The organism is Kocuria flava (genome assembly GCF_001482365.1).
GTDB classification, from domain to species: Bacteria; Actinomycetota; Actinomycetes; order Actinomycetales; family Micrococcaceae; genus Kocuria; species Kocuria flava.
In genome coordinates this window covers 539,703-563,633 of record NZ_CP013254.1, presented here as the reverse complement: position 1 = coordinate 563,633, position 23,931 = coordinate 539,703, and the positions used below count along the sequence as shown (strand labels likewise).

20 protein-coding genes and 1 pseudogene are annotated in these 23,931 nt (G+C 73.6%); 11 read left to right on the top strand and 10 right to left on the bottom strand.

All coding sequences use genetic code 11. The features are described from left to right. Positions 1-39: 39 nt before the first annotated feature. The 6 genes from AS188_RS02610 to AS188_RS02585 all read left to right on the top strand — a co-directional run bounded on the left by AS188_RS02610 (position 40) and on the right by AS188_RS02585 (position 7,787). Positions 40-978, top strand: coding sequence for an ABC transporter substrate-binding protein (locus tag AS188_RS02610; protein ID WP_058857534.1), 939 nt, complete (start codon positions 40-42; stop codon positions 976-978). Between the two features lie 390 nt (positions 979-1,368). Further along, the gene (locus AS188_RS02605) at positions 1,369-3,291 is read left to right on the top strand and encodes an amylosucrase (RefSeq protein WP_058859683.1); all 1,923 of its coding nucleotides are present in this window, start codon (positions 1,369-1,371) and stop codon (positions 3,289-3,291) included. A 3-nt stretch (positions 3,292-3,294) separates the two neighbouring features. After that, positions 3,295-4,638 (top strand): MFS transporter, encoded by a 1,344-nt coding sequence (locus tag AS188_RS02600; RefSeq protein ID WP_058857533.1) that lies wholly within the window; start codon positions 3,295-3,297, stop codon positions 4,636-4,638. Between the two features lie 449 nt (positions 4,639-5,087). Further along, positions 5,088-5,618, top strand: coding sequence for an SRPBCC family protein (locus AS188_RS02595; protein ID WP_058857532.1), 531 nt, complete (start codon positions 5,088-5,090; stop codon positions 5,616-5,618). Between the two features lie 121 nt (positions 5,619-5,739). Beyond that, the gene (locus tag AS188_RS02590) at positions 5,740-6,360 is read left to right on the top strand and encodes a superoxide dismutase (RefSeq protein ID WP_058857531.1); all 621 of its coding nucleotides are present in this window, start codon (positions 5,740-5,742) and stop codon (positions 6,358-6,360) included. A gap of 227 nt (positions 6,361-6,587) precedes the next feature. Further along, positions 6,588-7,787, top strand: a complete 1,200-nt coding sequence (locus AS188_RS02585) for an NAD(P)-dependent malic enzyme (RefSeq protein ID WP_058857530.1) — start codon at positions 6,588-6,590, stop codon at positions 7,785-7,787. Positions 7,788-7,951: 164 nt separating this feature from the next. On the opposite strand, the gene AS188_RS02580 is transcribed toward AS188_RS02585, so the two are convergent. The 4 genes and pseudogenes from AS188_RS02580 to AS188_RS02565 all read right to left on the bottom strand — a co-directional run bounded on the left by AS188_RS02580 (position 7,952) and on the right by AS188_RS02565 (position 11,621). After that, positions 7,952-8,428, bottom strand: coding sequence for a MaoC family dehydratase (locus tag AS188_RS02580; protein ID WP_058857529.1), 477 nt, complete (start codon positions 8,426-8,428; stop codon positions 7,952-7,954). 73 nt (positions 8,429-8,501) lie between these two features. Then, positions 8,502-9,728 (bottom strand): annotated as a pseudogene (locus AS188_RS02575) (acyl-CoA dehydrogenase family protein). Continuing rightward, positions 9,725-10,570, bottom strand: a complete 846-nt coding sequence (locus AS188_RS02570) for an amidohydrolase family protein (RefSeq protein ID WP_058857528.1) — start codon at positions 10,568-10,570, stop codon at positions 9,725-9,727. The pseudogene AS188_RS02575 and the gene AS188_RS02570 overlap by 4 nt, the downstream one beginning before the upstream one ends. Before the next feature lie 100 nt (positions 10,571-10,670). Next, positions 10,671-11,621 (bottom strand): SDR family NAD(P)-dependent oxidoreductase, encoded by a 951-nt coding sequence (locus AS188_RS02565; protein ID WP_058857527.1) that lies wholly within the window; start codon positions 11,619-11,621, stop codon positions 10,671-10,673. Positions 11,622-11,796: 175 nt separating this feature from the next. On the opposite strand from AS188_RS02565, the gene AS188_RS02560 reads away from it, so the two are divergent. Beyond that, on the top strand, positions 11,797-12,315 hold the full coding sequence (locus tag AS188_RS02560) for a MarR family winged helix-turn-helix transcriptional regulator (RefSeq protein ID WP_083529186.1): 519 nt from the start codon (positions 11,797-11,799) through the stop codon (positions 12,313-12,315). 148 nt (positions 12,316-12,463) lie between these two features. Here AS188_RS02560 and AS188_RS02555 read toward each other — a convergent pair whose 3' ends face one another. Then, on the bottom strand, positions 12,464-13,219 hold the full coding sequence (locus AS188_RS02555) for a hypothetical protein (protein WP_058857526.1): 756 nt from the start codon (positions 13,217-13,219) through the stop codon (positions 12,464-12,466). 206 nt (positions 13,220-13,425) lie between these two features. On the opposite strand from AS188_RS02555, the gene AS188_RS02550 reads away from it, so the two are divergent. The 3 genes from AS188_RS02550 to AS188_RS02540 all read left to right on the top strand — a co-directional run bounded on the left by AS188_RS02550 (position 13,426) and on the right by AS188_RS02540 (position 17,229). Further along, positions 13,426-14,955 (top strand): acyl-CoA synthetase, encoded by a 1,530-nt coding sequence (locus AS188_RS02550; RefSeq protein WP_058857525.1) that lies wholly within the window; start codon positions 13,426-13,428, stop codon positions 14,953-14,955. Between the two features lie 260 nt (positions 14,956-15,215). Beyond that, positions 15,216-16,547: an MFS transporter gene (locus AS188_RS02545; protein ID WP_058857524.1), complete on the top strand. Its 1,332-nt coding sequence runs from the start codon at positions 15,216-15,218 to the stop codon at positions 16,545-16,547. A 151-nt stretch (positions 16,548-16,698) separates the two neighbouring features. After that, positions 16,699-17,229 carry a hypothetical protein gene (locus AS188_RS02540; RefSeq protein ID WP_157570909.1) on the top strand — a complete coding sequence of 177 codons (531 nt, stop codon included), beginning with the start codon at positions 16,699-16,701 and terminating at the stop codon, positions 17,227-17,229. A gap of 44 nt (positions 17,230-17,273) precedes the next feature. On the opposite strand, the gene AS188_RS02535 is transcribed toward AS188_RS02540, so the two are convergent. From AS188_RS02535 to AS188_RS02515, 5 genes are all read right to left on the bottom strand, one after another. Next, positions 17,274-18,443, bottom strand: coding sequence for a cysteine desulfurase family protein (locus AS188_RS02535; protein WP_058857522.1), 1,170 nt, complete (start codon positions 18,441-18,443; stop codon positions 17,274-17,276). Between the two features lie 3 nt (positions 18,444-18,446). Beyond that, positions 18,447-19,346 carry a carboxylating nicotinate-nucleotide diphosphorylase gene (gene nadC / locus AS188_RS02530; protein ID WP_058857521.1) on the bottom strand — a complete coding sequence of 300 codons (900 nt, stop codon included), beginning with the start codon at positions 19,344-19,346 and terminating at the stop codon, positions 18,447-18,449. Beyond that, a complete protein-coding gene (locus AS188_RS02525; RefSeq protein ID WP_083529185.1) occupies positions 19,340-20,923 on the bottom strand; it encodes an L-aspartate oxidase in 1,584 nt (527 codons plus the stop codon). Before AS188_RS02525 ends, nadC begins: the two co-directional genes overlap by 7 nt. 78 nt (positions 20,924-21,001) lie before the next feature. Beyond that, positions 21,002-22,297 (bottom strand): quinolinate synthase NadA, encoded by a 1,296-nt coding sequence (gene nadA, locus AS188_RS02520; RefSeq protein ID WP_058857520.1) that lies wholly within the window; start codon positions 22,295-22,297, stop codon positions 21,002-21,004. Continuing rightward, on the bottom strand, positions 22,294-22,998 hold the full coding sequence (locus tag AS188_RS02515) for an NUDIX hydrolase (RefSeq protein ID WP_058857519.1): 705 nt from the start codon (positions 22,996-22,998) through the stop codon (positions 22,294-22,296). Before AS188_RS02515 ends, nadA begins: the two co-directional genes overlap by 4 nt. A 463-nt stretch (positions 22,999-23,461) precedes the next feature. Between AS188_RS02515 and AS188_RS16790 the strand changes: the two genes are divergently transcribed. After that, positions 23,462-23,899: a DUF6318 family protein gene (locus AS188_RS16790; RefSeq protein WP_147050513.1), complete on the top strand. Its 438-nt coding sequence runs from the start codon at positions 23,462-23,464 to the stop codon at positions 23,897-23,899. Positions 23,900-23,931: the final 32 nt, after the last annotated feature.

Genomic DNA, 23,931 nt, shown 5'->3' with positions numbered 1-23,931 from the left:
GCACCCCGACCGACGCACCCGACCGACGAGGAGAACCCCATGACCCACGCACCCGCCCGCCGCCGGCTGGCCCTGCCCGCCACGGCCGCCGCCCTCCTGCTCGGCCTGACCGCCTGCGGCGGCTCGGGCGAGGACCCGCTCTCCGGCGGCGAGCAGGGCACCGGCGCCGCCCAGGACACCGTGACGGTGGGCTCGGCGGACTTCCCCGAGAGCCAGGTCCTCGCCGAGCTCTACGCCGGGGCGCTGGACTCCGCCGGGATCGAGGCGGAGACGAGCCCCGGGATCGGCGCGCGGGAGGCCTACGTGACGGCGGTGCAGGACGGCTCCGTCGACGTGGTCCCCGACTACTCCGGCAACCTGCTGCTCTACGCGGACCCCGAGGCGACCGAGACCTCGACCGAGGAGATCATGCAGGCCCTGCCCGAGGCGCTCCCGGAGGGACTCACCGTGCTCGAGCCCTCCTCGGCGGAGAACAAGGACGCCATGGTCGTCACCCCCGAAACGGCCGAGCGCTACGGGCTCACGAGCATCGCCGACATGGCCGAGGTCTGCGACGAGCTCGTGATCGCCGGCCCGCCCGAGTTCCGCGAGCGCCCGCAGGGCCTGAAGGGCCTCGAGGAGCACTACGGGTGCGTGCCCCGCTCCTTCGAGCCCATCAACGACGGCGGCGGGCCCCTGACCCTGCAGGCGCTGCTCGACGGGGACGTCGACGTCGCCGACATCTTCACGACGACGCCGTCCATCGCCGACCACGACCTCGTGGTCCTCGAGGACCCGGAGAACAACTTCATCGCCCAGCAGGTGCTCCCGCTGGCCGCCGAGGGCCGGCTCTCCGAGGAGGCCGAGGCGGCGCTGAACGAGCTCTCCGGCAAGCTCACCACCGAGGACCTCGTGGAGCTCAACCGCAAGGTCAGCGGCGAGCAGCAGATGAGCCCGGCCGACGCCGCCCAGGAGTGGCTCTCCGCCAACGGCTACTGAGCCGCTTCCCGCCCCGCCGAGCCGGGAAGCGCACCGTGTCCACCGCGGTGCACAGCTTCTCCACACGTCGCCCCCGGACCCCGGTCCGGGGGCGACTGCCCTCCGACCTGGGGAAACGTCCTCCTTCCACGGGGCGGGCGGCGCTGTCCCCACCACGGATCCACACCTGTGGACAACGCTGTGCACAGCTGTGGAGGACGCCCGGGGACCGTGGGCTGTCGGCGGGGCGCGGCGTCAGTATGCTGTGAGGCGGGCCCGCCCGCCGCCGATCCGGAACGGGGGTCCGAGACGATGTCAGGGCTCGGCGTCAAGGAGGATCTCGAGCGCGCAGACCGCCCGCCGCGGGTGGACGACCGAGGGAGCACCGTGCCGCACACCACCCCGTCCGGGATGCCCGGGCTCTCGCCCGAGAACCAGGCGCGCGTCGTCACGGCGTGCGTGCGCCAGCGCACCGAGGACCGGTGGCCCACCGGCCCGGAGGGCGAGCAGTTCGCCCGCCGCTTCGAGGAGCACTTCCCGGCCCTGACGCTGCTGTTCGCCGAGGTCTACGGCACCCGTGAGGACTTCCTCGACCAGCTGGGCGAGCTCGTCCTGCTCATGGCCCGCTCCTGGGCCCGGCGCCCGGCCGATCTCAAGGCCCTCGACGCCCGCCGGGAGGAGGACCCGGCCTGGTTCACGTCCCGGCAGATGCTCGGCGGGGTCTGCTACGCCGACCGCTACGCGGGCGGGCTGCAGGGGATCCGCGAGCAGATCCCCTACTTCCGGGAGCTCGGTCTCACCTACCTGCACCTGATGCCCCTGTTCGAGGCGCCCGAGGGCAACTCGGACGGCGGCTACGCCGTCTCCTCCTACCGCCGCGTCGACCCGCGGATCGGGACCATGGAGGAGCTCGCCGAGCTCGGCCGGGAGCTGCGCGAGCACGGGATCAGCCTGGTCCTCGACTTCGTCTTCAACCACACCTCGAACGAGCACGAGTGGGCCCGCCGCGCCGCCGCGGGGGAGCCCGCCTACGAGGACTACTACTGGATCTTCCCCGACCGCACCGTCCCGGAGCAGTTCGAGCGCACCACCCGCGAGATCTTCCCCGACGACCACCCCGGTTCGTTCACCCGGGTCGCGGCGACCGAGGACGACCCCCGGTGGGTGTGGAGCACGTTCTACTCGTTCCAGTGGGACCTCAACTACACCAACCCCGCCGTCTTCCGGGCCATGGCCGAGGAGATGCTCTTCCTCGCCGCCCAGGGCGTCGAGGTGCTGCGCATGGACGCCGTGGCGTTCATCTGGAAGCAGCTGGGCACCGCGTGCGAGTCCCTGCCGCAGGCCCACGTGCTGCTGCGCGCCTTCAACGCCGTGTGCCGCATCGCCGCGCCCTCGGTGCTGTTCAAGTCCGAGGCGATCGTCCACCCCGACGAGGTCGCCCGCTACATCGAGCCCGGCCAGTGCCAGCTCTCCTACAACCCGCTGCAGATGGCCCTGACCTGGGAGGCCATGGCCACCCGGGAGCCGACGCTGCTCGCGCAGGCCCTCGCCGAGCGCCACGCCCTGCCCCCCGGCACGGCCTGGGTCGACTACGTGCGCGGCCACGACGACATCGGCTGGACGTTCTCCGACGAGGACGCCGCCCGGCTGGGGATCGACGGCCACGACCACCGCCGGTTCCTCAACGCCTTCTACACCGGACGGTTCCCGGGCAGCTTCGCCGACGGCGTGGCCTTCCAGGAGAACCCGCGCACCGGGGACTGCCGCGTGTGCGGGACCACCGCGTCCCTGCTGGGCCTCGCCGCCGAGCCCGGCCCCGCCGTGGACCGGATCCTGCTCGCCCACTCCGTGGCCATGTCCACCGGGGGCGTGCCCCTGCTCTACCTCGGCGACGAGGTCGGCCAGCTCAACGATCCCGACTGGGACCGCGACCCCGCCCACGGCGGGGACGCCCGCTGGGTGCACCGGCCGCTGCGGCCCGCCGAGGGCTACGCGCGCCGCCACGACCTCTTCTCCGTGGAGGGCCGGATCTTCGGCGGGATCACCCGGATGGTCGAGGTCCGCCGGCAGTGCCCCGAGTTCGACGGCAACGCCCTCGAGCCCTTCGACGCGCGCAACCCCCACGTGCTCGGCTACCAGCGCCCCGGCACCAACACCGTGGTGCTGTGCCTGGCCAACTTCTCGGACTGGTCCCAGTTCGTCACCGGCGAGACCCTCTCCGGGTTCCTGCCCGAGGCGCTCGACCTGCACGGAGGCACCGAGCTGGACCTGCGCCACGGCATCCTGCTGGAGTCCCACGGCTTCCGGTGGGTGCGCGCGGTCCCGAGGCGCTGAGGCGTGGGCTCCCCGCCCGTGCCGGCCCGGGACCGGTCCCCCGGCACGGGGCTGATGCTCGTGCTCATGGCCACCATGGCCGTGGGGCCGCTGCTCACGCACAGCCTCTCCGCCATGAGCCCCCTGGTCATCGCCGACCTGGGCCTGAGCGAGTCGCAGTTCGGGCTGCTCGCCACCGTGACCTTCGCCGCCGCCGCGGTCACCGCCGTGCGCACCGGCCGCTGGGCGGACCGGCTGACCCCGCGCACCCTGCTCGTCGTGATCTTCGGCGGGGCCGCGGTCTCCATGCTGCTCGCCGTCGCCGCGCCCGGCTACGCGGTGCTGCTCGTGGCCATGGTGGTCTCCGGGCTCGGGCAGGTGATGGCCAACCCCGCCACCAACCGCCTCATCCGCCTGCACGTGCCCGCCCCCCGGCGCGCGAGCTGGCTCGGGGTCAAACAGGCCGGGGTGCAGGCCGCCCAGCTCGCCGCCGGGCTCGTCTTCCCGGCCCTCGGGCTGCTGCTGGGCTGGCGGCCCGCCGTCGCCCTCGCCGCCGCCCTCGTCGTGGTGCTGCTGCTCGCGGGCGTGCGGACGGTCCCCGACGGGAGCGCGCCCCCGTACGGACGCGCGGGTCCCGGGGGGCCTGTCGCGGACGACGACCGCGCCGCCGGCGGGCGCATCGGCGCGCGGCGCCCCGGTGCCTCCGCCGGCCGCGGTGCCCGGGCCCCGGGCGGGGGCGCCCCGGACCGGGGTGCCCCCGCCCGGCGGCGCCGGCGCGCGGCCCGGCCGCCGATGCCCGGCGTCGTGCGGGCCTACGCCGCGGCCGCGGCGCTGACCGGGCTCGGGGCCCAGTCCGCCAACGTCTACCTGCCCCTCTACGCCCACCGGGAGCTGGGCCTGGACGTGGTCGCCGCCGGGGCCACGGTCTCGGTCGCGGCGCTGCTGGGCATCGCGTCCCGGGTCGTGTGGGCCCGCGTGATGGACCGGCCGGGCACGGACGGGTTCGTGCTGCTGGTCGTGATGGCCCTCGGCGCCGCCGGCAGCGCGGCGCTGCTCGTCCTCGCGCCCCTGCACCCGTCCCTGACCTGGACGGTGTGGCCGGCGGCGGTCCTGCACGGGGCGGCGGCGCTCGCGGTGAGCGTCGTCGTGATGTCCGGGACGATGCGCGCGGTGCCCGCCGAGCGGCTGGGGGCCGCGACCGGGGTGGTGACCATGGGCCTCTACGCAGGGTTCTGCACCGGCCCCCTGCTCACGGGCGGACTGCTCCAGCTCACGGGCTCCTTCGGCACCGGCTGGACCGTGGTGCTCGCCTGCTACCTCGCGTGCGCGCTCCTGGCGGCGCTGGCCCGCCGGCGCGCCCGCGCCTGAGGTCCGGTCCGCGCGACCCCGTCCCGCGCGGTCCTGTCCCCCAACCGGTGGACAACGGCGTCCGACCCTCGCCGGTCCCGGCCCCCGCAGTCGCAGCAGCGGCCCGTGAAAGTCGTCGCGGTCCGCTCCGTCCACCGGTTGTCCACAGCGGTCGTCCACAGCGTGGACAACTTCCACCGGTGGGATTTCCCCGGCAAGGACGTCCACGACCCCGTCCTGACCTGTGACAGCGGCTCCCGGTCCCGCGCCGGGGAGCCCGCGGCCCCGTTCTGCACAACGCCGTCCACACCTGTGGACAACGTTCTCCACCGGGTGTGCACGCAGGATCCGGCCCCCGGGACGTCCGCCCTCCCCGGTACAGTGGGGGTGTGCGCATACAAACACGTCTCCCCGTGCGCACGCCCCACCGCGCGCGGTGGCCGATCCGGGCGGGAGGCGTGGAGGATCCCATGGCGCGCCGTTCCACGACGTTCCGGCTGTCGCACAGCACGCTCGTCGCGGCCGAGCCCTCCCTCGTGGAGCGGTTCGTGCTCGACCCGGGGTGCTTCGCCGCCTGGCGCCGGGGCGTGCGCGGCGAGGTGCAGACCAGCACCCCGGTGCTCCAGCTGGGGACGTCGATCGAGTTCCTCGGGGGCTTCGGCCCCCTGCGCTTCCCCTACGTCACCATCGTCTCCGACCACGTGCCCGGCGAGCTCCTGGCGCTGCGCACCACGCGCGGGCTCGTCGACCTGGACGTGGTGACCCGCTGGCGCGCCGTCGACGGCGGCACCCTGGTCGAGGCCCACCTCGACGGCCGGTGCACGGCCGCCAAGGCGCGGCTGCTGCCCTTCGTCCGCGCTGCGATCGACCGGGACAACCAGCTCGACCTCGCGACGTTCAAGCGGCTGCTCGAGACCGGGGACTTCCGCTTCACCGTGCCGTCCCACCTCACCCCGCACCCGCCGCGCTGCACCCTGGAGAACCCCCCGGACTTCGTCTGAGGCGGCGCGTCCCGCGCCCCGCCCGGCCCGGCTCCGTACGCTGGTGGCGGAACCTCCTTGACCCCCCGCGCGCGGGCGGCCGAGGGTGGGACTACACGACAGCAAGCGAAAGGACTCTCCTGTGGCCGAGAAGTACACCCTTCCCGATCTGCCCTACGACTACGCGGCGCTCGAGCCCCACATCTCCGCGAAGATCATGGAGCTGCACCACGACAAGCACCACGCCACCTACGTGGCCGGCGCGAACACGGCGCTCGAGAAGATGGCGGAGGCCCGTGCCAAGGGCGACGCCGCCGCCGCGGCCAAGCTGTCCAAGGACCTCCAGTTCAACCTGGGCGGGCACGTCAACCACTCCGTCTTCTGGAACAACCTCTCCCCGGAGGGCGGCGACAAGCCGACCGGCGAGCTCGCCGCGGCGATCGACGACCACTTCGGCTCCTTCGACGCCTTCCGCGAGCACTTCACCGCCGCGGCCACCACGATCCAGGGCTCCGGCTGGGCGATCCTCGCCTACGAGCCGATCGGCGGCAACCTCGTCATCGAGCAGATGTACGACCAGCAGAACGGCGTCCCGGTCGCGACCCTCCCGCTGCTGCAGCTGGACATGTGGGAGCACGCCTTCTACCTCGACTACCAGAACGTCAAGGCCGACTACGTCAAGGCCTTCTGGAACATCGTGAACTGGGCCGACGTCCAGCAGCGCTTCGAGAAGGCGCGCACGGGCGGGGCCTCCCTGGTCTGATCCGCCCCGCCGGCGCCCGCGCGCCGGCATCCTGCCGGGACCCCCGGGCCGCAGCGGTCCGGGGGTCCCGGCACGTCCGGGTCCGGCCACCTCGGGGGCCCGCTCCCGGGTCCCGCGGCCGCCCCGGGGACAGGGCCGCGGGTGTCCACGTAACGTGGGTGTTTCCTGGGTCGGGGATACTGTCCGGGACCGTGCAGGCCCTCGACGACGAGAGCAGAGGAACACCCATGAGCACCCAGGACCAGCAGTCCGCCCCGATCACGTCCGAGGAGATCTTCGCCAAGCACGAGGGCGGGAAGCTCTCGGTGGTCGCGAAGTCCCTGCTGGCCACCCGCCGGGACCTGTCCATCGCCTACACCCCCGGTGTCGCCGAGGTCTCCCGGGCGGTGGCCGCGGACCCGGCGAAGGCGGACACCCACACCTGGGCGGGCCGGTTGGTGGCGGTGGTCTCCGACGGCTCGGCCGTGCTGGGTCTGGGCGACATCGGCCCGGCCGCGTCCCTGCCGGTGATGGAGGGCAAGGCCGCGCTGTTCAAGGAGTTCGGCGGGCTGGACTCGATCCCGATCGTGCTCGACACCCAGGACGTGGACGAGATCGTGCGCACCGTGAAGCTGCTGCGCCCGTCCTTCGGAGCGGTGAACCTCGAGGACATCTCCGCCCCGCGCTGCTTCGAGATCGAGGCCCGCCTCATCGAGGAGCTCGACATCCCGGTGATGCACGACGACCAGCACGGCACCGCCGTGGTCGTGCTGGCCGCCCTGCTCAACGCCGCCGCACTGGTGGGCAAGGACCTGGCGGGACTGAAGGTCGTGATCGCCGGGGCCGGTGCGGCCGGGATCGCGATCACCGAGATCCTGCTGGCCCAGGGCACCGAGGACGTGGTGCTGATGGACTCCCGCGGGATCGTCTCGAGGGAGCGCGACGACCTCAACGAGATCAAGGCCGGCTACGCGGCCCGGACCAACCCGCGCGGGCTGATCGGCGGCCCGAAGGACGCCCTGGAGGGCGCGGACGTGTTCGTGGGGGTCTCGGGCGGGAAGATCCCCGAGGAGCACCTCACCGAGCTGGCCGAGGACGCGATCGTGTTCGCCCTGGCCAACCCGGATCCGGAGATCATGCCGGACGTCGCCGCGAAGTACGCCTCCGTGGTGGCCACCGGCCGGTCGGACTTCCCGAACCAGATCAACAACGTCCTGGCCTTCCCCGGGATCTTCCGCGGGGCCCTGGACGCCGGGGCCCGGCGGATCACCGCGGCGATGAAGCTGGCGGCCGCGAAGGCGATCGCGGCGATCGCCGAGCAGGACGGGCTGGCGCCCGAGCACATCGTGCCCTCGGCCCTGGACCCCCGGGTCGCCCCGGCCGTGGCGGAGGCCGTGGCCGCCGCCGCCCAGGAGACCGGGACCGCCCAGGGGACCGCGACCGCCTGAGTCCTCCGGCAGCGGAGACTCCTCCTCCGAGCGACCACGTCCGCGTCGAGTGACCACACCGTGGTGTGGTCACTCGACGCGGACGTGGTCATCGGCGAGGTCACTGACGCGGTCACCGGCGGCGGTCCGCGGTCACCGGCCTGCCGGCGACCGCGGGGCCCGGATCAGGCGTAGAAGCGGTTGAGGAACGTGGCGACGACGGCGGGGCGCTCCTCGCCCTCGATCTCGATCGTGGCGTCGGCCACGAGGTGCAGGCCGCTGCCCTTGACCTCCTGCACGTCGGTGATCGTCACCGTCATGCGGATGCGGGCGCCGACCTTCACCGGGGAGGTGAAACGGACCTTGTCGAGGCCGTAGTTGACCTTGGTCCGCACCCCGGTGACGTCGAAGAGCTCGGACCACATGGGGATGAGCAGGGACAGGGTGAGGAAGCCGTGGGCGATGGGCGCACCGAAGGGCCCCTCCGCGGCCCGCTCGGGGTCCACGTGGATCCACTGGTGGTCGTCGGTGGCGTCGGCGAAGGTGTTCACCTGCTCCTGGGTGACCTCCCGCCAGGCGGAGTGGCCGAGGTCGGTGCCGATCAGGTCCTTGACCTCGTCGAAGGCGACGACGGTGCGGGCCTGGGTCTGTGCTGCGCTCATGGGGCTGTCCTCCGTGGTGTGTGGGGTCTGGGTGTGGTGGGGGCTCGTGGGGCCCCGCCGGGATCCGGGCGGCTCAGACGAACGCGCTGGTGCCCGTGACCGAGCGGCCGACCACGAGCGCGTTGATCTCGTGGGTGCCCTCGTAGGAGTAGACGGCCTCGGCGTCGGCGTGGAAGCGGGCGACGTCGGTGGCCAGGGTGATGCCGTTGCCGCCCACGACCTCGCGGGCCAGGGCGACGGTCTCGCGCATGTGCAGGCTGATCCACATCTTCGCGAGGGCCGAGTCCTCGTCCCGGTAGATCCCGTCCTGCTGCTGCTCGGCCAGCGCGGCGACCATGGTCAGGGACGCGGTGACGTTGCCCAGCATGCGGGCCAGCTTCTCCTGGACCAGCTGGAAGCCGCCGAGCGGGCGGCCGAACTGCTCCCGGGAGCGCACGTAGTGCAGGGCGGCCTCGTAGGCGCCGGCCTGGACGCCGGTGGCGATCCAGGCGACGTCGGAGCGCATGGCCCGCAGCATCGCGGCGACGTCCTTGAAGGAGTCCACGGCGCCCAGCCGCATGGCCTCGGGCACGCGCACGGCGTCGAGGTGGATGTCGGCGTTCTGCATCATCCGCAGGGAGGTCTTGCCGTGGATCTTCGCCAGCCGCACCCCGGGGGCCTGCCGGTCCACGAGGAAGCCCTTGACCTGCCCGTCGGCCTCGTCCCGGGCGAACACGGCGAGCACGTCGGCGCTGAACGCCCTGCCGATCCAGCGCTTGGCGCCGGTGAGCACCCACTGATCGCCCTCGCGGCGGGCGGTGGTGGCGAGGCCTCCGGCGATGTCGGAGCCGTGGTCCGGCTCGGTCAGGCAGAACACGCCGGTGAGGTCGAAGGAGCGGATCGCCGGGTCCCACGCGGCGAACTGCTCCGGGGTCCCGCCCACGCGGCAGGCCGTGCGGAACAGGCCCGCCTGGGCGGTGTAGAAGGTGGCCACGGAGGCGTCCGTGCGGGCCAGCTCGAAGATCCGGAACCCGTGGTAGAGCGCCCGCGGCTGCGCGCCGCCGGCGGTGAGCTCGGGCGGGTCCATGAGCCGCAGGGCGTGCAGGGAGGGGGCGATCGCGTACGGGAACTCCCCGGCCTACCAGTGCTCGGCCAGCAGCGGCCGGACCTCGTCCTCGAGCACTCGCCGCAGCCGGCGCAGGGGGGCCTTCTCCGCCCCGGTGAGCCGGTCCTCGATCCCGTAGGGGTCGCAGTCGGGGTAGAGCCGCCCGGCGGCGGCCTCGGCGGTCTCCCCGGCGGCGAGCTCCGCGGGGGCGCTCACGCCCGCGCCCCGTCCAGGCCGAGCAGGCGCACCGCGTTGTGCTTGAGGATCTTCGGGCGGACCTCGTCGGTGAACGACTGCTGCTCGAAGGCCCCCAGCCACTTCTGGGGGGTGATCAGCGGGTAGTCGGTGCCGAAGAGGACCTTGTCCTGCAGCATCCGGTTCGAGGCCTTGACCAGGGACTCGGGGAAGTACTTCGGCGACCAGCCGGAGAGGTCGATCCACACGTTGGCCTTGTGCGTGGCGATCGAGTTGGCCTCCTCCTGCCACGGCACCGAGGGGTGGGCCATGATGACCTGCAGCTCGGGGAAGTCCGCGGCCACGGCGTCGAGCAGCAGCGGGTTGGAGTAGGCGAGCTTGATGCCGCCGCCGCCGGGGAGGCCTGCGCCCATGCCGTTCTGCCCGGTGTGGAACAGGGCGGGCACGCCGAGGGCCTGGATCGCCTCGTAGATCGGGTAGAACTGCTGGTCCGAGGGGTCGAAGTTCTGCAGGGAGGGGTGGAACTTGAAGCCCTTGACCCCGTGGCCCTCGACGAGCTCCTTGACCCGCTCCACCGCGCGGGCGCCCTGGAGCGGGTCCACGGAGCCGAAGGGGATGAGGACGTCGTTGTTGCGCGCCGCCCCCGCGGCGATCTCCTCGATCGAGTTGGGCTCGTGGCCCAGGGCGGTGGTGGCGTCCACGGTGAAGACGACGGCGGCCATCCGCCACTGCCGGTAGCGCTCGGCGATGGTGTCCAGGGAGGGGGAACGGTCCTCGGCCTTGAAGTACTTGGCCGACGCCTCCGTGAGGGTCGCGGGCAGGGACGGGTGCCCGTGGTCGGAGCACTCGATGTGCACGTGCATGTCGATCGCGTCCAGGGACGCCAGGTCGAGTCCGTAGTCGTAGGTCTAAAACTGACAGAGGTTGTTGACACTCGGGGGTCCTCCGGGTCTCGTGGGGGCTTCAGCGGGCGTCGGCGGGGGCGGGCTGCAGCTCGGCGGGCAGCGGCGGCAGCGTCTCGCCGACCGGCTGGAGCCGGCCCGCCGCGATCGCCGGGAACTGCTCGCGCAGGGCCTCGAAGCTCCAGCAGCCGTCGCGGTGCTCGGTGACCACCGGGGCCGGGTGGGAGAAGACCTGCAGCCGGTCGCCGCCGGCGCCGATGGCCTGGCCGGGGATCCCGGCGGCGTCGTCGGAGGCCAGGTAGGCCACCAGCCCGGCGACGTCGGCGGCGCTGCCGAAGCCGAGCTCCTTGCGGAAGAACTCCGGCATGGGCTCGCCGGCCCGGTCGGCCTCGACGGCGGCGCGGAAGTAGGGGACGGTCTCGGTCATGGCGGTGGCCGCGACGGGGATGACGGCGTTGGCGGTGACCCCGGCCTTCTTCATCTCCAGGGCCCAGGTGCGGACCATGCCCACGATCCCGGCCTTGGCGGCGGCGTAGTTGGTCTGGCCGAAGTTGCCGTACTGGCCGGTGGGGGAGCCGATGGTGATGATCCGCCCGGCCACCCCGTTGTCCTTGAAGTACCGGTAGGCCTCGCGCACGCAGGTGAAGGTGCCGCGCAGGTGCACCTGGATCACGAGGTCGAAGTCCTCGTCGGTCATCTTCAGCAGCGACTTGTCGCGCAGCACCCCGGCGTTGGTGACCAGGACGTCGAGCCGCCCGAAGGCCTCCACGGCCCCGTCCACGAGGGCGGTCGCGGTCTCGGTGGAGCCCACGGGGGCGACGACGGCGACGGCGCGCCCGCCGGACCGGGTGATCGTGGCGACGGCGTTCTCGGCGGTCTGCCGGTCGACGTCGTTGATCACGACGGCGGCACCCTGCCGGGCGAGCTCCTGGGCGTAGGCGAGGCCGAGGCCCTGACCGGAGCCGGTGACGACGGCGACCTTGCCGTCCAGGGGTGCGGTGTCCTGAGCCATGGGGTTCCTCCTGGGGTGTCGGGTGCGGGCCGGCGGGCCGGCCGCGTCGGGGTCGGGACCATTCCACCCACAACCGTTGAAAAGGTCAACAGTTAAGAAACCCCATCTATACTGGAGGTCCGAACGTCCGCACCGGGCCGGTCCGCCCGGCCCCGCCAGCCCGAAGGTCCCGCCCATGACGCCCCGCACCCCTGCCGCCCCCGCCTCCCCGGCGCCCGCCGCCCCGCCCGCCGGTGCGGCGGGGTCCGACGACGGCGCCGCGGGCCCCGACCGTCTCGCCGGGGCCGGCCTGGCGGCGGAGCCGTTCTTCCTGATGGCCCGGGCCTCCACGATGGGCTCCTCGCAGGCCAACCGGGCGCTCACGGAGCTCGGGCTGAAGGTGCGCCACTACTCCGTGCTGGGCCTGGCCTGCAGCGGTCTCGAGCCGACGCAGCGGGAGCTCAGCCAGTTCCTCGTCCTGGACCCCAGCCAGATCGTCGCCATCATCGACGAGCTCGAGCGGCGGGGCGCCGTCGAGCGCCGCACCGATCCCCGCGACCGCCGCTCGAAGATCCTCGTCCCCACGCCCGCGGGCGAGGAGCTCTACGCCCGGGCCCGGGAGCTCGTGGCCGGCGCCACGGCGCGCTCGCTGGCGGCCCTGACGGAGGAGGAGCGGGACAGGCTGCTGGACCTGCTGCGCCGGGCGGCGTTCTAGGCGCAGCGGCGGGTCCGGCTGCCCGGACGGGAGCTGTCGCGGCGGCTGCCGCCCGGGTCCTGTGCCGGGGTGCCGGCAGGCCGCCGTCCGTCGGCGGTCGCGGGGCGGCCGCCGGTGTGCTCGTCGTTCGCCGGCGCGCGCCGTGGGCTCAGCCGCCGGTGTACTCGCCGGTGACGGCGTCGACCGTGCCGGCCTCGATGCCGCGGCACTGCGAGATCCCGGCCTCGGTCACCGGGGTGTACTGCAGGCAGAACGCGTCGTAGTAGGGCATGCCGCCCCGCCAGGCCGCGAGCGCCTCGTCGTAGGTGAAGTCCTGCTGGGGGACCGCGCCCGGAGGGGCGGGCGCTCCCGCGGCGACGGCGCAGCCCTGCGGGGAGCCGGCGGTCGTGGCCAGCGGCTGGCCGAGGGCGTCCAGCACGTCCACCTGCTGCGCGCCGGTGCCCATGGCGGAGCGGTACGCCTCGCACAGCCCGACGGCCACGCCGGGGTCGTAGAGGTTGGTGGTGAGCTCGTGGACGAGCCCGCCGCCGCGCTGCTCCTGGACGATCCCGGTGACGGCACCGGCGTACTGGGCGCCGACAGGGGTGGAGGTGAAGGCCGCCAGGGGGTCCGTGGTGCCGCCCGGGGCGGGCTGCTCGGGGGCGGGGGCCGGGTCGGGCGCCGGGGCCTCGTCCGTGCCGCCGCCCCGGGCGTCGTCGTCCTCGCCGTCGGGCCGCGACTGGGTGGAGGCGACGGTGGGGTCGGGCGAGGCCGAGCTCGTGGCGGAGGGCTCCTGGGTGGGGGAGCCCGTGGCGGATCCGCCGCCGGTGGGGCCGTCGCCGTCCGGCGAGGCGCCGTCGGCGCAGCCGGCCAGGAGCAGGCCGGCGGTGAGGAGCAGGGGGAGGAGGGTGGCCTTCGGCTGCATGGGGGGCTCTTTCCTCGGCGAGGCGGGGGGGCACCTCACACTGTAGGCCGCGGTGCGCCCGGCGGCCGTGCGACGCGGCGGGGCCGGCGGATCCTGGTGCACCTCTGGACAATGTGACCTGCCTCTCATGACCTGGCGTTCACAACAGTTGAGAAAAACAACAGTTCAATTCGACAACTCCACGCAGCCCGCCCGAGGAGGCACTCATGCGCAATCAGGGAATCGGTTCCTGGCTGGACCGCCGGCTCGCGAAGTCCGCCGACCGGACGGCCGTCGTCCACGGCGGGCGCACGCTGACCTATGCCCAGCTGCACGAGCGCTTCCACCGCCTGGCCGGGGCCCTCGCGGAGGCCGGCGTGGGGCGGCGCGACCGGGTGGCCTCCCTGGGCGAGAACAGCCCCGCCTTCCTGGAGGCGCTCTTCGCGGCCGGGCTGCTGGGGGCGGTGCTCGTGCCGATCAACACCCGCCTGGCGTCCCCGGAGGTCTGCTACCAGCTCGAGGACGCCGGCGTCTCCGTCCTCGTGCACGACGCCGGGCTGACCGGCCTGGCCGTGCCGGCCGCCCGGGACCTGCCGGGGATCACCCGGTGGGTCGTGGCCGAGGAGCCGGTCCAGGGCACGCCCACGCTCGACGCGGTGGTCGCCGGGGCGCGGCCGTGGACGGAGGACGTCCCGGTCGGGCTCGAGGACCTCGCCGTGATCCTCTACACCTCCGGCACCACGGGCCGGCCCAAGGGCGCGTGCCTGACCCACGGCAACTTCACGTGGAACTGCGTCAACGTGCTCGTGGACTACGACGTCTCGGCCGACGAGGTCGCCCTGATGATCTCCCCGATGTTCCACGTCGCCTCCCTGGGGATGGGCGTGCTGCCGATCCTGCTCAAGGGCGCGACCCTCGTCCTGGAGTCCCGCTTCGAGCCCGGCCGCGTGCTCGAGCTCATCGAGCGGCACCGGGTCACCTGGCTCTCCGGGGTGCCCACGACCTACCAGATGCTGTGCGAGCACCCGGACTGGGCGCGCACCGACCTCTCCTCGCTGCGCAAGCTCACCTGCGGCGGCTCGGCCGTGCCGATGCGGGTCCTCGACGCCTACGAGGACCGCGGGCTGGCCTTCACCGCCAGCTACGGGATGACGGAGACCTCCCCCGGGGCCACGAACCTGCCCGCGGCCCGCTCCCGCGAGAAGGCCGGGTCCTCGGGGCTGCCGCACTTCTTCTCCGACGTGCGGGTCGTCGGCCCCGACGGGAGCCCGGCCGCGCCGGGGGAGACGGGCGAGATCCTGCTCTCGGGGCCCAACGTCATCACCGAGTACTGGAACCGCCCCGACGCGGCCGGGTCCTTCGAGGACGGCTGGTTCCACTCCGGGGACCTGGGGCACCTGGACGCGGACGGCTTCCTGTTCGTCTCCGACCGGATGAAGGACATGATCATCTCCGGCGGGGAGAACGTGTACCCGGCCGAGGTCGAGGCCGCGATCCTCGAGCTGCCCGCGGTGGCCGCCGTCGCGGTGATCGGGGTCCCCGACGAGAAGTGGGGGGAGGTGCCGCACGCCGTCGTCGTCCCCCGCGAGGGCCACGACCTCACCGCGGAGGCGCTCCAGGAGCGCCTGGCGGGGCGCTTGGCCCGCTACAAGGTCCCCAAGACGCTCACGCTCGTGGACGAGATGCCGCGCACCGCCTCCGGGAAGATCCGCAAGAACGTCCTGCGCTCCGAGCTGCGGCCGGAGGTCGCCCGCTGACCGGCCCGGCCGGCTGAGTCCCGGGCGCACTCCGCCGGCGTCCCGCCACCCGCTCCTCCGGCGTCCCGCCACCCGCGCCGCGGTGACCCGTGCGCCGGCGGCGGCACGGACGCCGCCGGCCCGTTCGAGGCGCCCCGGAGCACCCGTCCGGCCCGCACCTCCTCCCCGCACGCACCGTCCTCTCTCCCACCACGCACGTTCTCTCTCCCACCACGCCACGGGCCGGTTCACCAGGTCCCCGTCCACCCAGGAGATCCACCATGTCCGCACCCGCCACGCCGCAGCTCGAGCAGCTGAGCCGGCAGGAGAAGCGCCGCGAGGCGCGCCGCGTCGTCGTCTCCAGCTACCTCGGCAGCACCATCGAGTTCTACGACTTCCTGCTCTACGCCACCGCCGCCGCGCTGGTGTTCCCGCACGTCTTCTTCACCGGGCTCGATCCCCTGGCCGCGACGATCGCCTCCTACGGCACCTTTGCCGCCGGCTACGTGGCGCGTCCGCTGGGCGGGGTGGTCTTCGGCCACTTCGGCGACCGGCTGGGCCGGAAGAAGATGCTCGTGCTGTCCATGCTCGTCATGGGCCTGGCCTCGGCGTTCATCGGCCTCGTCCCGCCGGAGTCCGCCATCGGGTCGTGGGGCGCGATCATCCTCGTGACCCTGCGCTTCCTCCAGGGCATCGCCATCGGCGGCGAGTGGGGCGACGCGGCTCTGATGGCCCTCGAGCACGCCGAGCCGAGCAGGCGCGGCTACGCTGCCTCCTTCGTCAACGCCGGCGCTCCCTCCGGTGCCGCGCTGGGCACGTTCGTCATGGGGATCTTCGCCTCCCTGCCCGAGGAGCAGTTCCTGTCCTGGGGCTGGCGGGTGCCCTTCCTGTTCTCCTTCGCGCTGCTGGTCGTGGGCCTGGTCATCCGGGCGCGGATCTCCGAGAGCCCGATCTTCCGGGCGGCCGTGGAAGCGGCCGACCAGCAGGAGACCAGGCCGAAGCTGCCCCTGTGGAGCATCCTGCGCCGGCCCAAGAACGTCGTCCTCGTCATGCTGGGCGGCGCCGCCGGCTTCGCCCTGCAGGTGTTCATGGCCTCCTTCGCCGTCACCTACGCCGTGGAGAACGGCGCCGAGCGCCAGCCGGTGCTCTACGCCTTCGCGACCGCGTCGCTGCTGAGCGTCGGCGTGGTCGTGCTCATGGGGAAGGTCTCGGACCGGGTCGGCCGCCGCCCGCTGATGCTCATCGGCATGGTCCTGTTCATGGCCCTGCTCCAGCCCGTCTTCGCCTGGTTCGCCTCCGCCAGCATCCCCCTGATCTTCCTCGCCTTCCTCGTCGGGCTCGTCTGCCACAGCATGATCTACGGGCCGCTGGCCGCCTTCATCTCCGAGCAGTTCGGCACCACTGCCCGCTACACCGGGGCCTCCGTGGGCTACCAGATGGCCACCCTCCTGGGCGCCGGCTTCACCCCGACGATCGTGGCCGGGCTCTACGGTGCGGAGGGCCAGATCGGGCGGGTCGTCCTCTACCTCGGCGTCCTGACGCTGGTCAGCGGCACGGCGATCCTGCTGACCCGGGAGTCCAAGGACATCGACCTGACCACCTACGAGCACTGAGCACCGTCCGTGACGGCCGGCGCGCCCGCACCCCGGGCGGGCCGGCCGTCACGAACGGTCACCGCCGCGCGCCCGCGGCCCGCCTGGGCTAGCGTGCGGAACGGGCCACGAGCCCGCACTGCTGTCGGGGGACGGAACACACGGGGGATCCATGCGGAAGAGTCTGGTGGCACTGGCCGCGCTCGCGGCGGGGGCCGCGGCGCTCGCGTTCTCGGGACCGGCCGCGGCCGAGTCCGCGCTGCACGAGGACGGCACGGGGTTCGTGGCGGCCGAGGACGTGCGGGAGGCACTGGGCTGGGACGCGGCCCGGCTGCGCGCCGCCGCCGACGAGCTCGAGTTCGTGGCCGAGACCGGCACCGTGACCACCACGGCCTGGGACTGCGCCCGCGAGGGCACCGAGGAGGTGCTCCCGCAGCGGATGGACCTCGTCGTCACCGAGTCCCGGGCGGTCACCGCGGTCGCCCGCAGCTCCTGGCGCGGGAAGGTCCTGGGCTTCCGCCTGACCGGCTACGACGGGCGGGGTGCGTCCTCGGCGGCGCCGGAGGGGCCCGCACCCGGGTCCTGCCCCGCCGGTCCCTGGCAGCTCGTCGAGGGCTCCCAGCGCACCGACGAGCAACCCGGGCGGACCGTGCTCACCGTGCATCACGACGGCGTGGCGCACGACCTCCCCGCGCCCCGCTGAGGTGTCGTCCCGCTGAGGCGCTGTCCCGCCGAGGTCTGCTCCGCTCAGCCGCGGGCGCCCAGCAGCCGGCCGACGACCTCCCGGACCGCGGCCACGACGTCGTCGACCTGCTCGGCGGTCGTACCGGGGGCGAGGCTGAAGCGCACCGCCGTCGTCGCCACCTCGGGCGGGAGACCCATCGCGGTCAGCACGTGCGAGGGCTCGGTGCTCCCGGCGGAGCAGGCCGACCCGGAGGAGACCAGCAGCCCGCGCGCCTCGAGGTCCACGAGCACCGTCTCGCCGTTGACCCCGGGGAAGCAGAAGGACGCGTGCCCGGGCAGCCGTGACCCCGGCTGCTCCCGCGGGTCGGGACCCGTGAGGACCGCACCGGGCACGGCGGCCAGGACGCCGCTGATCAACCGGTCGCGCACCGCGCCCAGCCGGCGGGTCCGGTCCGGACGCTCCTCGGCGGCCAGCCGCAGGGCGGTGGCCAGCCCCACGGCGCCCGCCACGTCGGAGGTGCCCGGGCGGCGGCCGCGCTCGTGCCCGCCGCCGCTCAGCAGCGGCCGCAGCGGCGTGCCGCGGCGGAGGTAGAGGGCGCCGGTGCCCTTGGGCGCCCCGAGCTTGTGGCCGGCCAGGCTCAGCGCCGCCACGTCGAGCGCTTGTACGTCCAGCTCCAGCGACCCGGCCGCCTGGACCGCATCCGTATGGAACGGGACCTGCCGCGCCCGAGCCACCGCAGCCAGCTCGGCGATCTCCTGGACCGCACCCGTCTCGTTGTTCGCATGCATCACGGATACCACCGCCGTGCCCGGGCGAACAGCCCCCGCGAGCTCGGCGGGGTCCACGAGCCCGTCGGGGCCGACGCCGAGCTCGGTGTGCGCGAAACCGTCCCAGCGGGCCAGGTCCCGGGCGGAGTCCAGGACCGCGCGGTGCTCGACCGCGCTCGTCACGACGTGGCGCAGCGCCGGGTCCCGGTCGCGGCGGCCCAGGGCGATGCCCTTCACGGCCAGGTTGTCCGCCTCCGTCCCGCCCGAGGTCAGGACCACCTCGGCGGGGCGGCAGTTCAGCACGGCGGCGATGCCCGCGCGGGCCTCCTCGAGGCCGGCCTGCGCGCGCCGGCCCAGCTCGTGGGTGCTCGAGGCGTTGCCGAACTCGCCGGTCAGGTACGGCCACATGGCCTCCAGCACCTCCCGGCGCACGGGGGAGGTGGCGGCGTGGTCGAGATAGAGCACGGCTCAGTCCAGCCGGACGTCGAGGCCCAGGTCGAGGCTGCGGGCCGAGTGGGTGAGCGCGCCGACCGAGATCACGTCCACGCCGGTGGCCGCGATCTCCCCGATCGTCTCCAGGCGCACCCCGCCGGAGGCCTCCACGGTCGCGCGGCCGTCGACGATCGCGACCCCGCTCACGAGGTCGGGCACGGAGAAGTTGTCGAGCAGGACGGTGTCCGCCCCGCCGGCGAGAACGGGCTCGATCTGGTCGAGGCGGTCGACCTCCACCTCGAGGTGGACGGTGTGCGGCAGCCGACGGCGCAGCCGCCGCAGCGCCCCGGTCAGGTCGGTGCCGTCGGCCGTGAGCAGGGCGAGGTGGTTGTCCTTGGCCATCACGGCGTCCGAGAGGCCGTGGCGGTGGTTGTGCCCGCCGCCGCTGACCACGGCGTGCTTCTCGAGCGCGCGCAGCCCCGGGGTGGTCTTGCGGGTGTCGGCGACCCGGGTGCGGGTGATCGTGCCGGCCGGCAGGTTCGCGGCCTGCTCCACGCGGGCCACGGCGGTCTCGACCTCCGCGACGTAGCGGGCGGTCAGCGTCGCGATCCCGCACATGCGCTGGACGAGGTTCAGGGCCAGGCGCTCGCCGGTGAGCACCCCGCGGGCGGGCCCGGTGACGGTCGCGAGCACCGTGCCGGCCTCGAACCGGTCGCCGTCGGCGAGGTGGCGCTCGACGGCCACGGCCGGGTCGGCGGCCGCGAAGGCGGCGGCGAGGACCTCCCCGCCGGAGAACACCCCGGACTCACGGGCCACGAGCCCGGCCCGGGCCGTGGTGGTCGCGGGGATGAGGTGCTCGGAGGTGAGGTCGCCCCACGGGGCGTCCTCGGCGAGGCCTCGCTCGACGACCTCGGTGATGGCGGCGCGGGTCAGCATGCGGGGATCCTCTCGTGCATGTCGTCGGAGGCATGTGCACTGGTCAGTACGGGAACATGCCGTTCGGCGCACCAAAAGGTGCGGGTGGCCAGGGCGGGGTCCGGGTGCGGGTGGTCCTCGCGGGCGTGGGCGCCGCGGGACTCGGTGCGGGCGGTCGCCGCGGCGGTGACGGCCCGGGCCAGCTCGAGCAGGCCGCGGTCCTCCACGGACCGGCGGTCCGTCCCGGCGGGGGCCCGCAGCGTCCCGAGCCGCCCGGCGAGCGCGGCCAGCCCGGGACCGTCGCGCAGCACGCCGGCACCGGCCCACATCGCCTCCTGCAGGGCGGAGCGCAGCGGCACGCCGTCGTCGTCGGACGCCCCCGGTGCGGCCGGTGCCGCGGTGCCCGTCGAGGGGGCCGCGGGGAGGGGCCGGACCGGGCCGCGGGGCACGAAGGGACCGCGGTCGTGCCCGAGAGCCGCCGCGACCCGGGCACCGAGCACCACGCCCTCGAGCAGGGAGTTGGAGGCCAGCCGGTTGGCCCCGTGCACGCCGGTGGCCGCGCACTCGCCCACGGCCCACAGGCCGGGGACGGTGGTGCGCCCGTCGGGGTCGGTGGCGATCCCGCCCATGAGGTAGTGCGCCGCCGGGGTGACGGGAACGGGCTCCCGCGACCAGTCGAGGCCGTGGGCGCGCAGGGCGGCGTCGACGGTGGGGAAGCGCGCGGCCAGGAACTGCCGGCCGAGCCCGGTCGCGTCGAGCACCACGGGACGTCCGCCCTGAGCGAGGCAGCGGCGGACGATCTCGCGGGCCACGACGTCGCGCGGGGCGAGCTCGGCGCGCGGGTGCGCGTCGCGCAGGAAGCGGCGGCCCCCGGCGTCGCGCAGGACCGCGCCCTCCCCGCGGACGGCCTCCGTGACGAGGAAGCAGCCCGGGGCGGCCAGGGCGGTCGGGTGGAACTGCACGAACTCGAGGTCGGCCACCACGGCCCCGGCGCGCAGGGCCGCGGCGATGCCGTCGCCGGTGGCGCCGGGGGCGTTGGTGGTGTGCGGGTAGAGCTGTCCCGCCCCGCCCGTGGCGAGCACGACCGCATCCGCCGCCACGGTGCGCAGCAGCCCGTCGGGGCCGAGCACCAGCGCGCCGGTCACCGGGGCGTCCCCGGGCCCGCGCAGCAGGTCCACGAGCAGGGTGTGCCGCAGGATCTCCAGGCGCCCGGCCCGCTCGGCCCCGAGCGCGGCGGCCAGCAGTGCGCGCTGGATCTCCCGGCCCGTCGCGTCGCCGCCGGCGTGCAGGATCCGCGGCACCGAGTGGGCGCCCTCGAGGCCCTCGACCCAGGGGGAGCCGGGTCCGGCGGTGCGGTCGAAGGCGACGCCCCACCGCTCGAGGTCCGCCACGGCGGCTGCCGAGCCGGCCACGAGGGCGCGCACGGCGGGCTCCTCGCACAGTCCGGCCCCGGCGGCGAGGGTGTCGGCGACGTGCAGCTCGGCGCGGTCGCGGGGCTGGCCGCCGGGCAGCCCGGCGGTCATGGCCGCCATCCCGCCCTGGGCGCGCACGGTGTTCGTGGCGTCGAGGGCATCCTTATCCTTGGCCGCGAGGACCACCTCGTGGCCGCGGGCACAGGCCTCGAGGGCCGTGGTGACCGCTGCCCACCACGAGCACGCGCGGGCTCCGGGTGGCGTTCACCGCGGCAGCGCCGCCAGCATCCGCTCGAGCGCCACCTGGGCGTCCCGGGCGGTGGCGGCGTCCACGGAGACCTGGTTGACCACCCGGCCGGCGACGAGCTCCTCCAGCACCCAGGCCAGGTAGCCGGGGTGGATGCGGTACATGGTGGAGCAGGGGCAGATCACGGGGTCGAGGCAGAAGATCGTGTGCTCGGGGTGCTCCGCGGCCAGCCGGTTGACCATGTTGATCTCGGTGCCGATCGCGAAGGTCGTGCCGGGCGCGGCGGCCTCGACGGCCTTGCGGATGTGGTCGGTCGAGCCGCTCTCGTCGGCGGCGTCGACCACGGGCATGGGGCACTCCGGGTGCACGATCACGCGCACCCCGGGGTGCTCGGCGCGGGCCTGCTCGATCTGGGCGGTGGTGAAGCGCCGGTGCACCGAGCAGAAGCCGTGCCACAGGATCACCTGCGCGTCCTCGAGATCCTGCGCGGTGTTCCCGCCCAGGTCCTGGCGCGGGTTCCACATCGGCATCCGCTCGAGGGGGATCCCCATCGCCTTGGCGGTGTTGCGGCCCAGGTGCTGGTCGGGGAAGAACAGCACCCGCCGGCCGCGCTCGAAGGCCCACTCCAGGACGGTGGCGGCGTTGGAGGAGGTGCACACGATTCCGCCGTGGCGGCCGCAGAAGGCCTTGAGCGCCGCGGAGGAGTTCATGTAGGTCACCGGGACCACGGTCTGCCGGCCGTCGTCGTCGGTCTCCCCGAGGACGTCCATCAGCTGCTCCCAGGCCTCCTCGACGGAGTCCTCGTCGGCCATGTCCGCCATGGAGCAGCCGGCGGCGAGGTTGGGCAGGATCACGGACTGGTGCTCGCCGGAGAGGATGTCGGCGGTCTCGGCCATGAAGTGCACGCCGCAGAAGACGATGGCCTCGGCCTCGGGCTTCGAGCGGGCGGCGCGGGCCAGCTGGAAGGAGTCGCCGAGGAAGTCGGCGTGCGCGACGATCTCGTCGCGCTGGTAGAAGTGCCCGAGCACGACGACCCGCTCGCCCAGCTCCCGCTTGGCGGCGGTGATGCGGGCGGCGAGCTCCTCGGCGGAGGCGTGCTTGTACTCCTCCGGGATGGCCGGCTGGGCCGGGGCGCCGGCGGGCACGGCGTCGTCCTGGGAGGCGCCCGGGCCGTAGCCGGCGGAGACAGCGGGGGCGAAGTCCCACGGGTTCGTCGCGAGCTCGGAGCTGCAGGTGCTGCGTCCGGCGCCTGCGCCCGGCAGCCCGTCGGGCCGGGTGCGGAGCAGGTCGATGCGGGTGGCGACGGAGGTCATCGGTTCTCCTGGGGAGTGCGGCCGGCCGGTGCCCGGTCGGCGAGGTCGAGGGTCGAGTTGTAGCGGTAGAGCCGGGGCGGGCGGTGGCGCGTGCCCTCCAGCCGCGTCCCGGTGTCGATCACGGCGCCGGAGGCCAGCGCCTGCCGGCGGAAGTTCGCCGGGTCCAGCGGGGCGCCGAGGATCGCCTCGTGCACCTCGCGCAGCTCGGCGAGGGTGAACGTCTCGCCGAGGAAGGAGAAGGCCACGCGGCTGTAGGTGATCTTGTTGCGCAGCCGCTGGAGGGCGTAGTCCACGATGTCGTCGTGGTCGAAGGCCAGCGGCGGCAGGTCGGCCGCGCGCAGCCACGAGACGTTGAGGTCGGCGTGCAGCTCGGAGGCCTGGTCGGCGCGGATGGAGGCCCAGTAGACGATCGAGACCACCCGCTCGGCGGCGTCCGCGGAGCGGGTGAGGCCGCCGAAGGCGTAGAGCTGCTCGAGGTAGCCCGGCTGCAGTCCGGTCGTCAGGTGCAGGGAGCGGGCGGCGGAGGCCTCGAGATCCTCGTCCGGGCGCAGCGGTCCGCCCGGCAGCGCCCACAGGCCGCGGAACGGGTCGCGGATGCGCCGGACCAGGGGCAGCCACAGCTCCTTGCGGCCGTCGGGGCCGGTGCCGCGGGCCGCGAAGATCACGGTCGAGACGGCCAGGTCCACCTCTGCTGCGGTCATAGCACCTCCCGGGTCGGCCGCGTTCTTGTCGCACTGACTCTAACACTCTTCTGGTCAATGTGACCTTAACTTTTCCGTGACCGACCGGACGCTGACCAGGCCTCATGATTTCGCGCCTTGTGACGTGGCGTCGCCGGTCCACAGGGGTTGCTCGCGCACACGCGGGGCCGCCTACTATCGGGGGCATTCCGCCGCCACGGGGACGGCGATCGAGCGAAGCGGGGGATCCATGGTCCGGTCGTGGTCAGTCGGTGCGCCGATCGGAGTCGTTCTGCTGGCGACGCTCCTCCTCACGGGCTGCGCCCCCGGGGAGCCCGGGAACGACGACGCCGCAGCCCCGCCCAGCCCCGGCTCCTCCAGCCCGGCCCCCACTTCCTCCTCGGGGGAGGGGCCCGCGGCGACCGCGGACGAGTACGTCCCCGCCTCGCTCGAGGGCCCCGCCCGCAACGTCCCGGAGCCGGTCATGCCCGCGCTCGCGAAGGAGGAGTCGCTCGAGGGGGCGCAGGCGTTCCTCGACTACTGGTCGGACGCGATGTGGTTTGCCAATCAGACAGGTAACACAAAATTTGTTCGCGAAGTAGTCAGCACTTCATGTGAACGATGCTATGAACAGTTTGACGTAATTGATGAAGTCTACGCGCGAGACGCCTGGTTTATCGGAGGAAGAGAGCGCGTTGAAATTCAAGATGAATCTCTGGTTCGAGCCGTAGATGGCGTCTACAAGCCCGTGTCATTAGCCAACTCTGAGGGCATCAAGTTAGTTGAGAACGGTCGAATCACATACGAGGCAGAACCTCGAAAGGGCCTAAATGATCCATTTCCCATTTACCTCGATTACAGGAACGGTAAATGGTTATACATAACGGCGGCTAATATGCCAGGCGTCGGGGAAATGCAGTGAAAAAACGATTGGGAATATCTGCACTTACGTTT

What these genes read in the sequence shown, in the direction of transcription:
- AS188_RS02605 (WP_058859683.1), top strand. Translation starts at nt 1,369, where the DNA reads ATGCCCGGGCTCTCGCCCGAGAACCAGGCGCGCGTCGTCACGGCGTGC.
- AS188_RS02595 (WP_058857532.1), top strand. Translation starts at nt 5,088, where the DNA reads ATGGCGCGCCGTTCCACGACGTTCCGGCTGTCGCACAGCACGCTCGTC.
- AS188_RS02565 (WP_058857527.1), bottom strand. Translation starts at nt 11,621, where the DNA reads ATGGCTCAGGACACCGCACCCCTGGACGGCAAGGTCGCCGTCGTCACC.
- nadA (WP_058857520.1), bottom strand. Translation starts at nt 22,297, where the DNA reads ATGACCTCCGTCGCCACCCGCATCGACCTGCTCCGCACCCGGCCCGAC.
- AS188_RS16790 (WP_147050513.1), top strand. Translation starts at nt 23,462, where the DNA reads ATGCCCGCGCTCGCGAAGGAGGAGTCGCTCGAGGGGGCGCAGGCGTTC.
- AS188_RS02550 (WP_058857525.1), top strand. Translation starts at nt 13,426, where the DNA reads ATGCGCAATCAGGGAATCGGTTCCTGGCTGGACCGCCGGCTCGCGAAG.
- AS188_RS02540 (WP_157570909.1), top strand. Translation starts at nt 16,699, where the DNA reads ATGCGGAAGAGTCTGGTGGCACTGGCCGCGCTCGCGGCGGGGGCCGCG.
- AS188_RS02570 (WP_058857528.1), bottom strand. Translation starts at nt 10,570, where the DNA reads ATGCACGTGCACATCGAGTGCTCCGACCACGGGCACCCGTCCCTGCCC.
- AS188_RS02610 (WP_058857534.1), top strand. Translation starts at nt 40, where the DNA reads ATGACCCACGCACCCGCCCGCCGCCGGCTGGCCCTGCCCGCCACGGCC.
- AS188_RS02515 (WP_058857519.1), bottom strand. Translation starts at nt 22,998, where the DNA reads ATGACCGCAGCAGAGGTGGACCTGGCCGTCTCGACCGTGATCTTCGCG.
- AS188_RS02560 (WP_083529186.1), top strand. Translation starts at nt 11,797, where the DNA reads ATGACGCCCCGCACCCCTGCCGCCCCCGCCTCCCCGGCGCCCGCCGCC.
- AS188_RS02555 (WP_058857526.1), bottom strand. Translation starts at nt 13,219, where the DNA reads ATGCAGCCGAAGGCCACCCTCCTCCCCCTGCTCCTCACCGCCGGCCTG.
- AS188_RS02585 (WP_058857530.1), top strand. Translation starts at nt 6,588, where the DNA reads ATGAGCACCCAGGACCAGCAGTCCGCCCCGATCACGTCCGAGGAGATC.
- nadC (WP_058857521.1), bottom strand. Translation starts at nt 19,346, where the DNA reads ATGCTGACCCGCGCCGCCATCACCGAGGTCGTCGAGCGAGGCCTCGCC.
- AS188_RS02545 (WP_058857524.1), top strand. Translation starts at nt 15,216, where the DNA reads ATGTCCGCACCCGCCACGCCGCAGCTCGAGCAGCTGAGCCGGCAGGAG.
- AS188_RS02580 (WP_058857529.1), bottom strand. Translation starts at nt 8,428, where the DNA reads ATGAGCGCAGCACAGACCCAGGCCCGCACCGTCGTCGCCTTCGACGAG.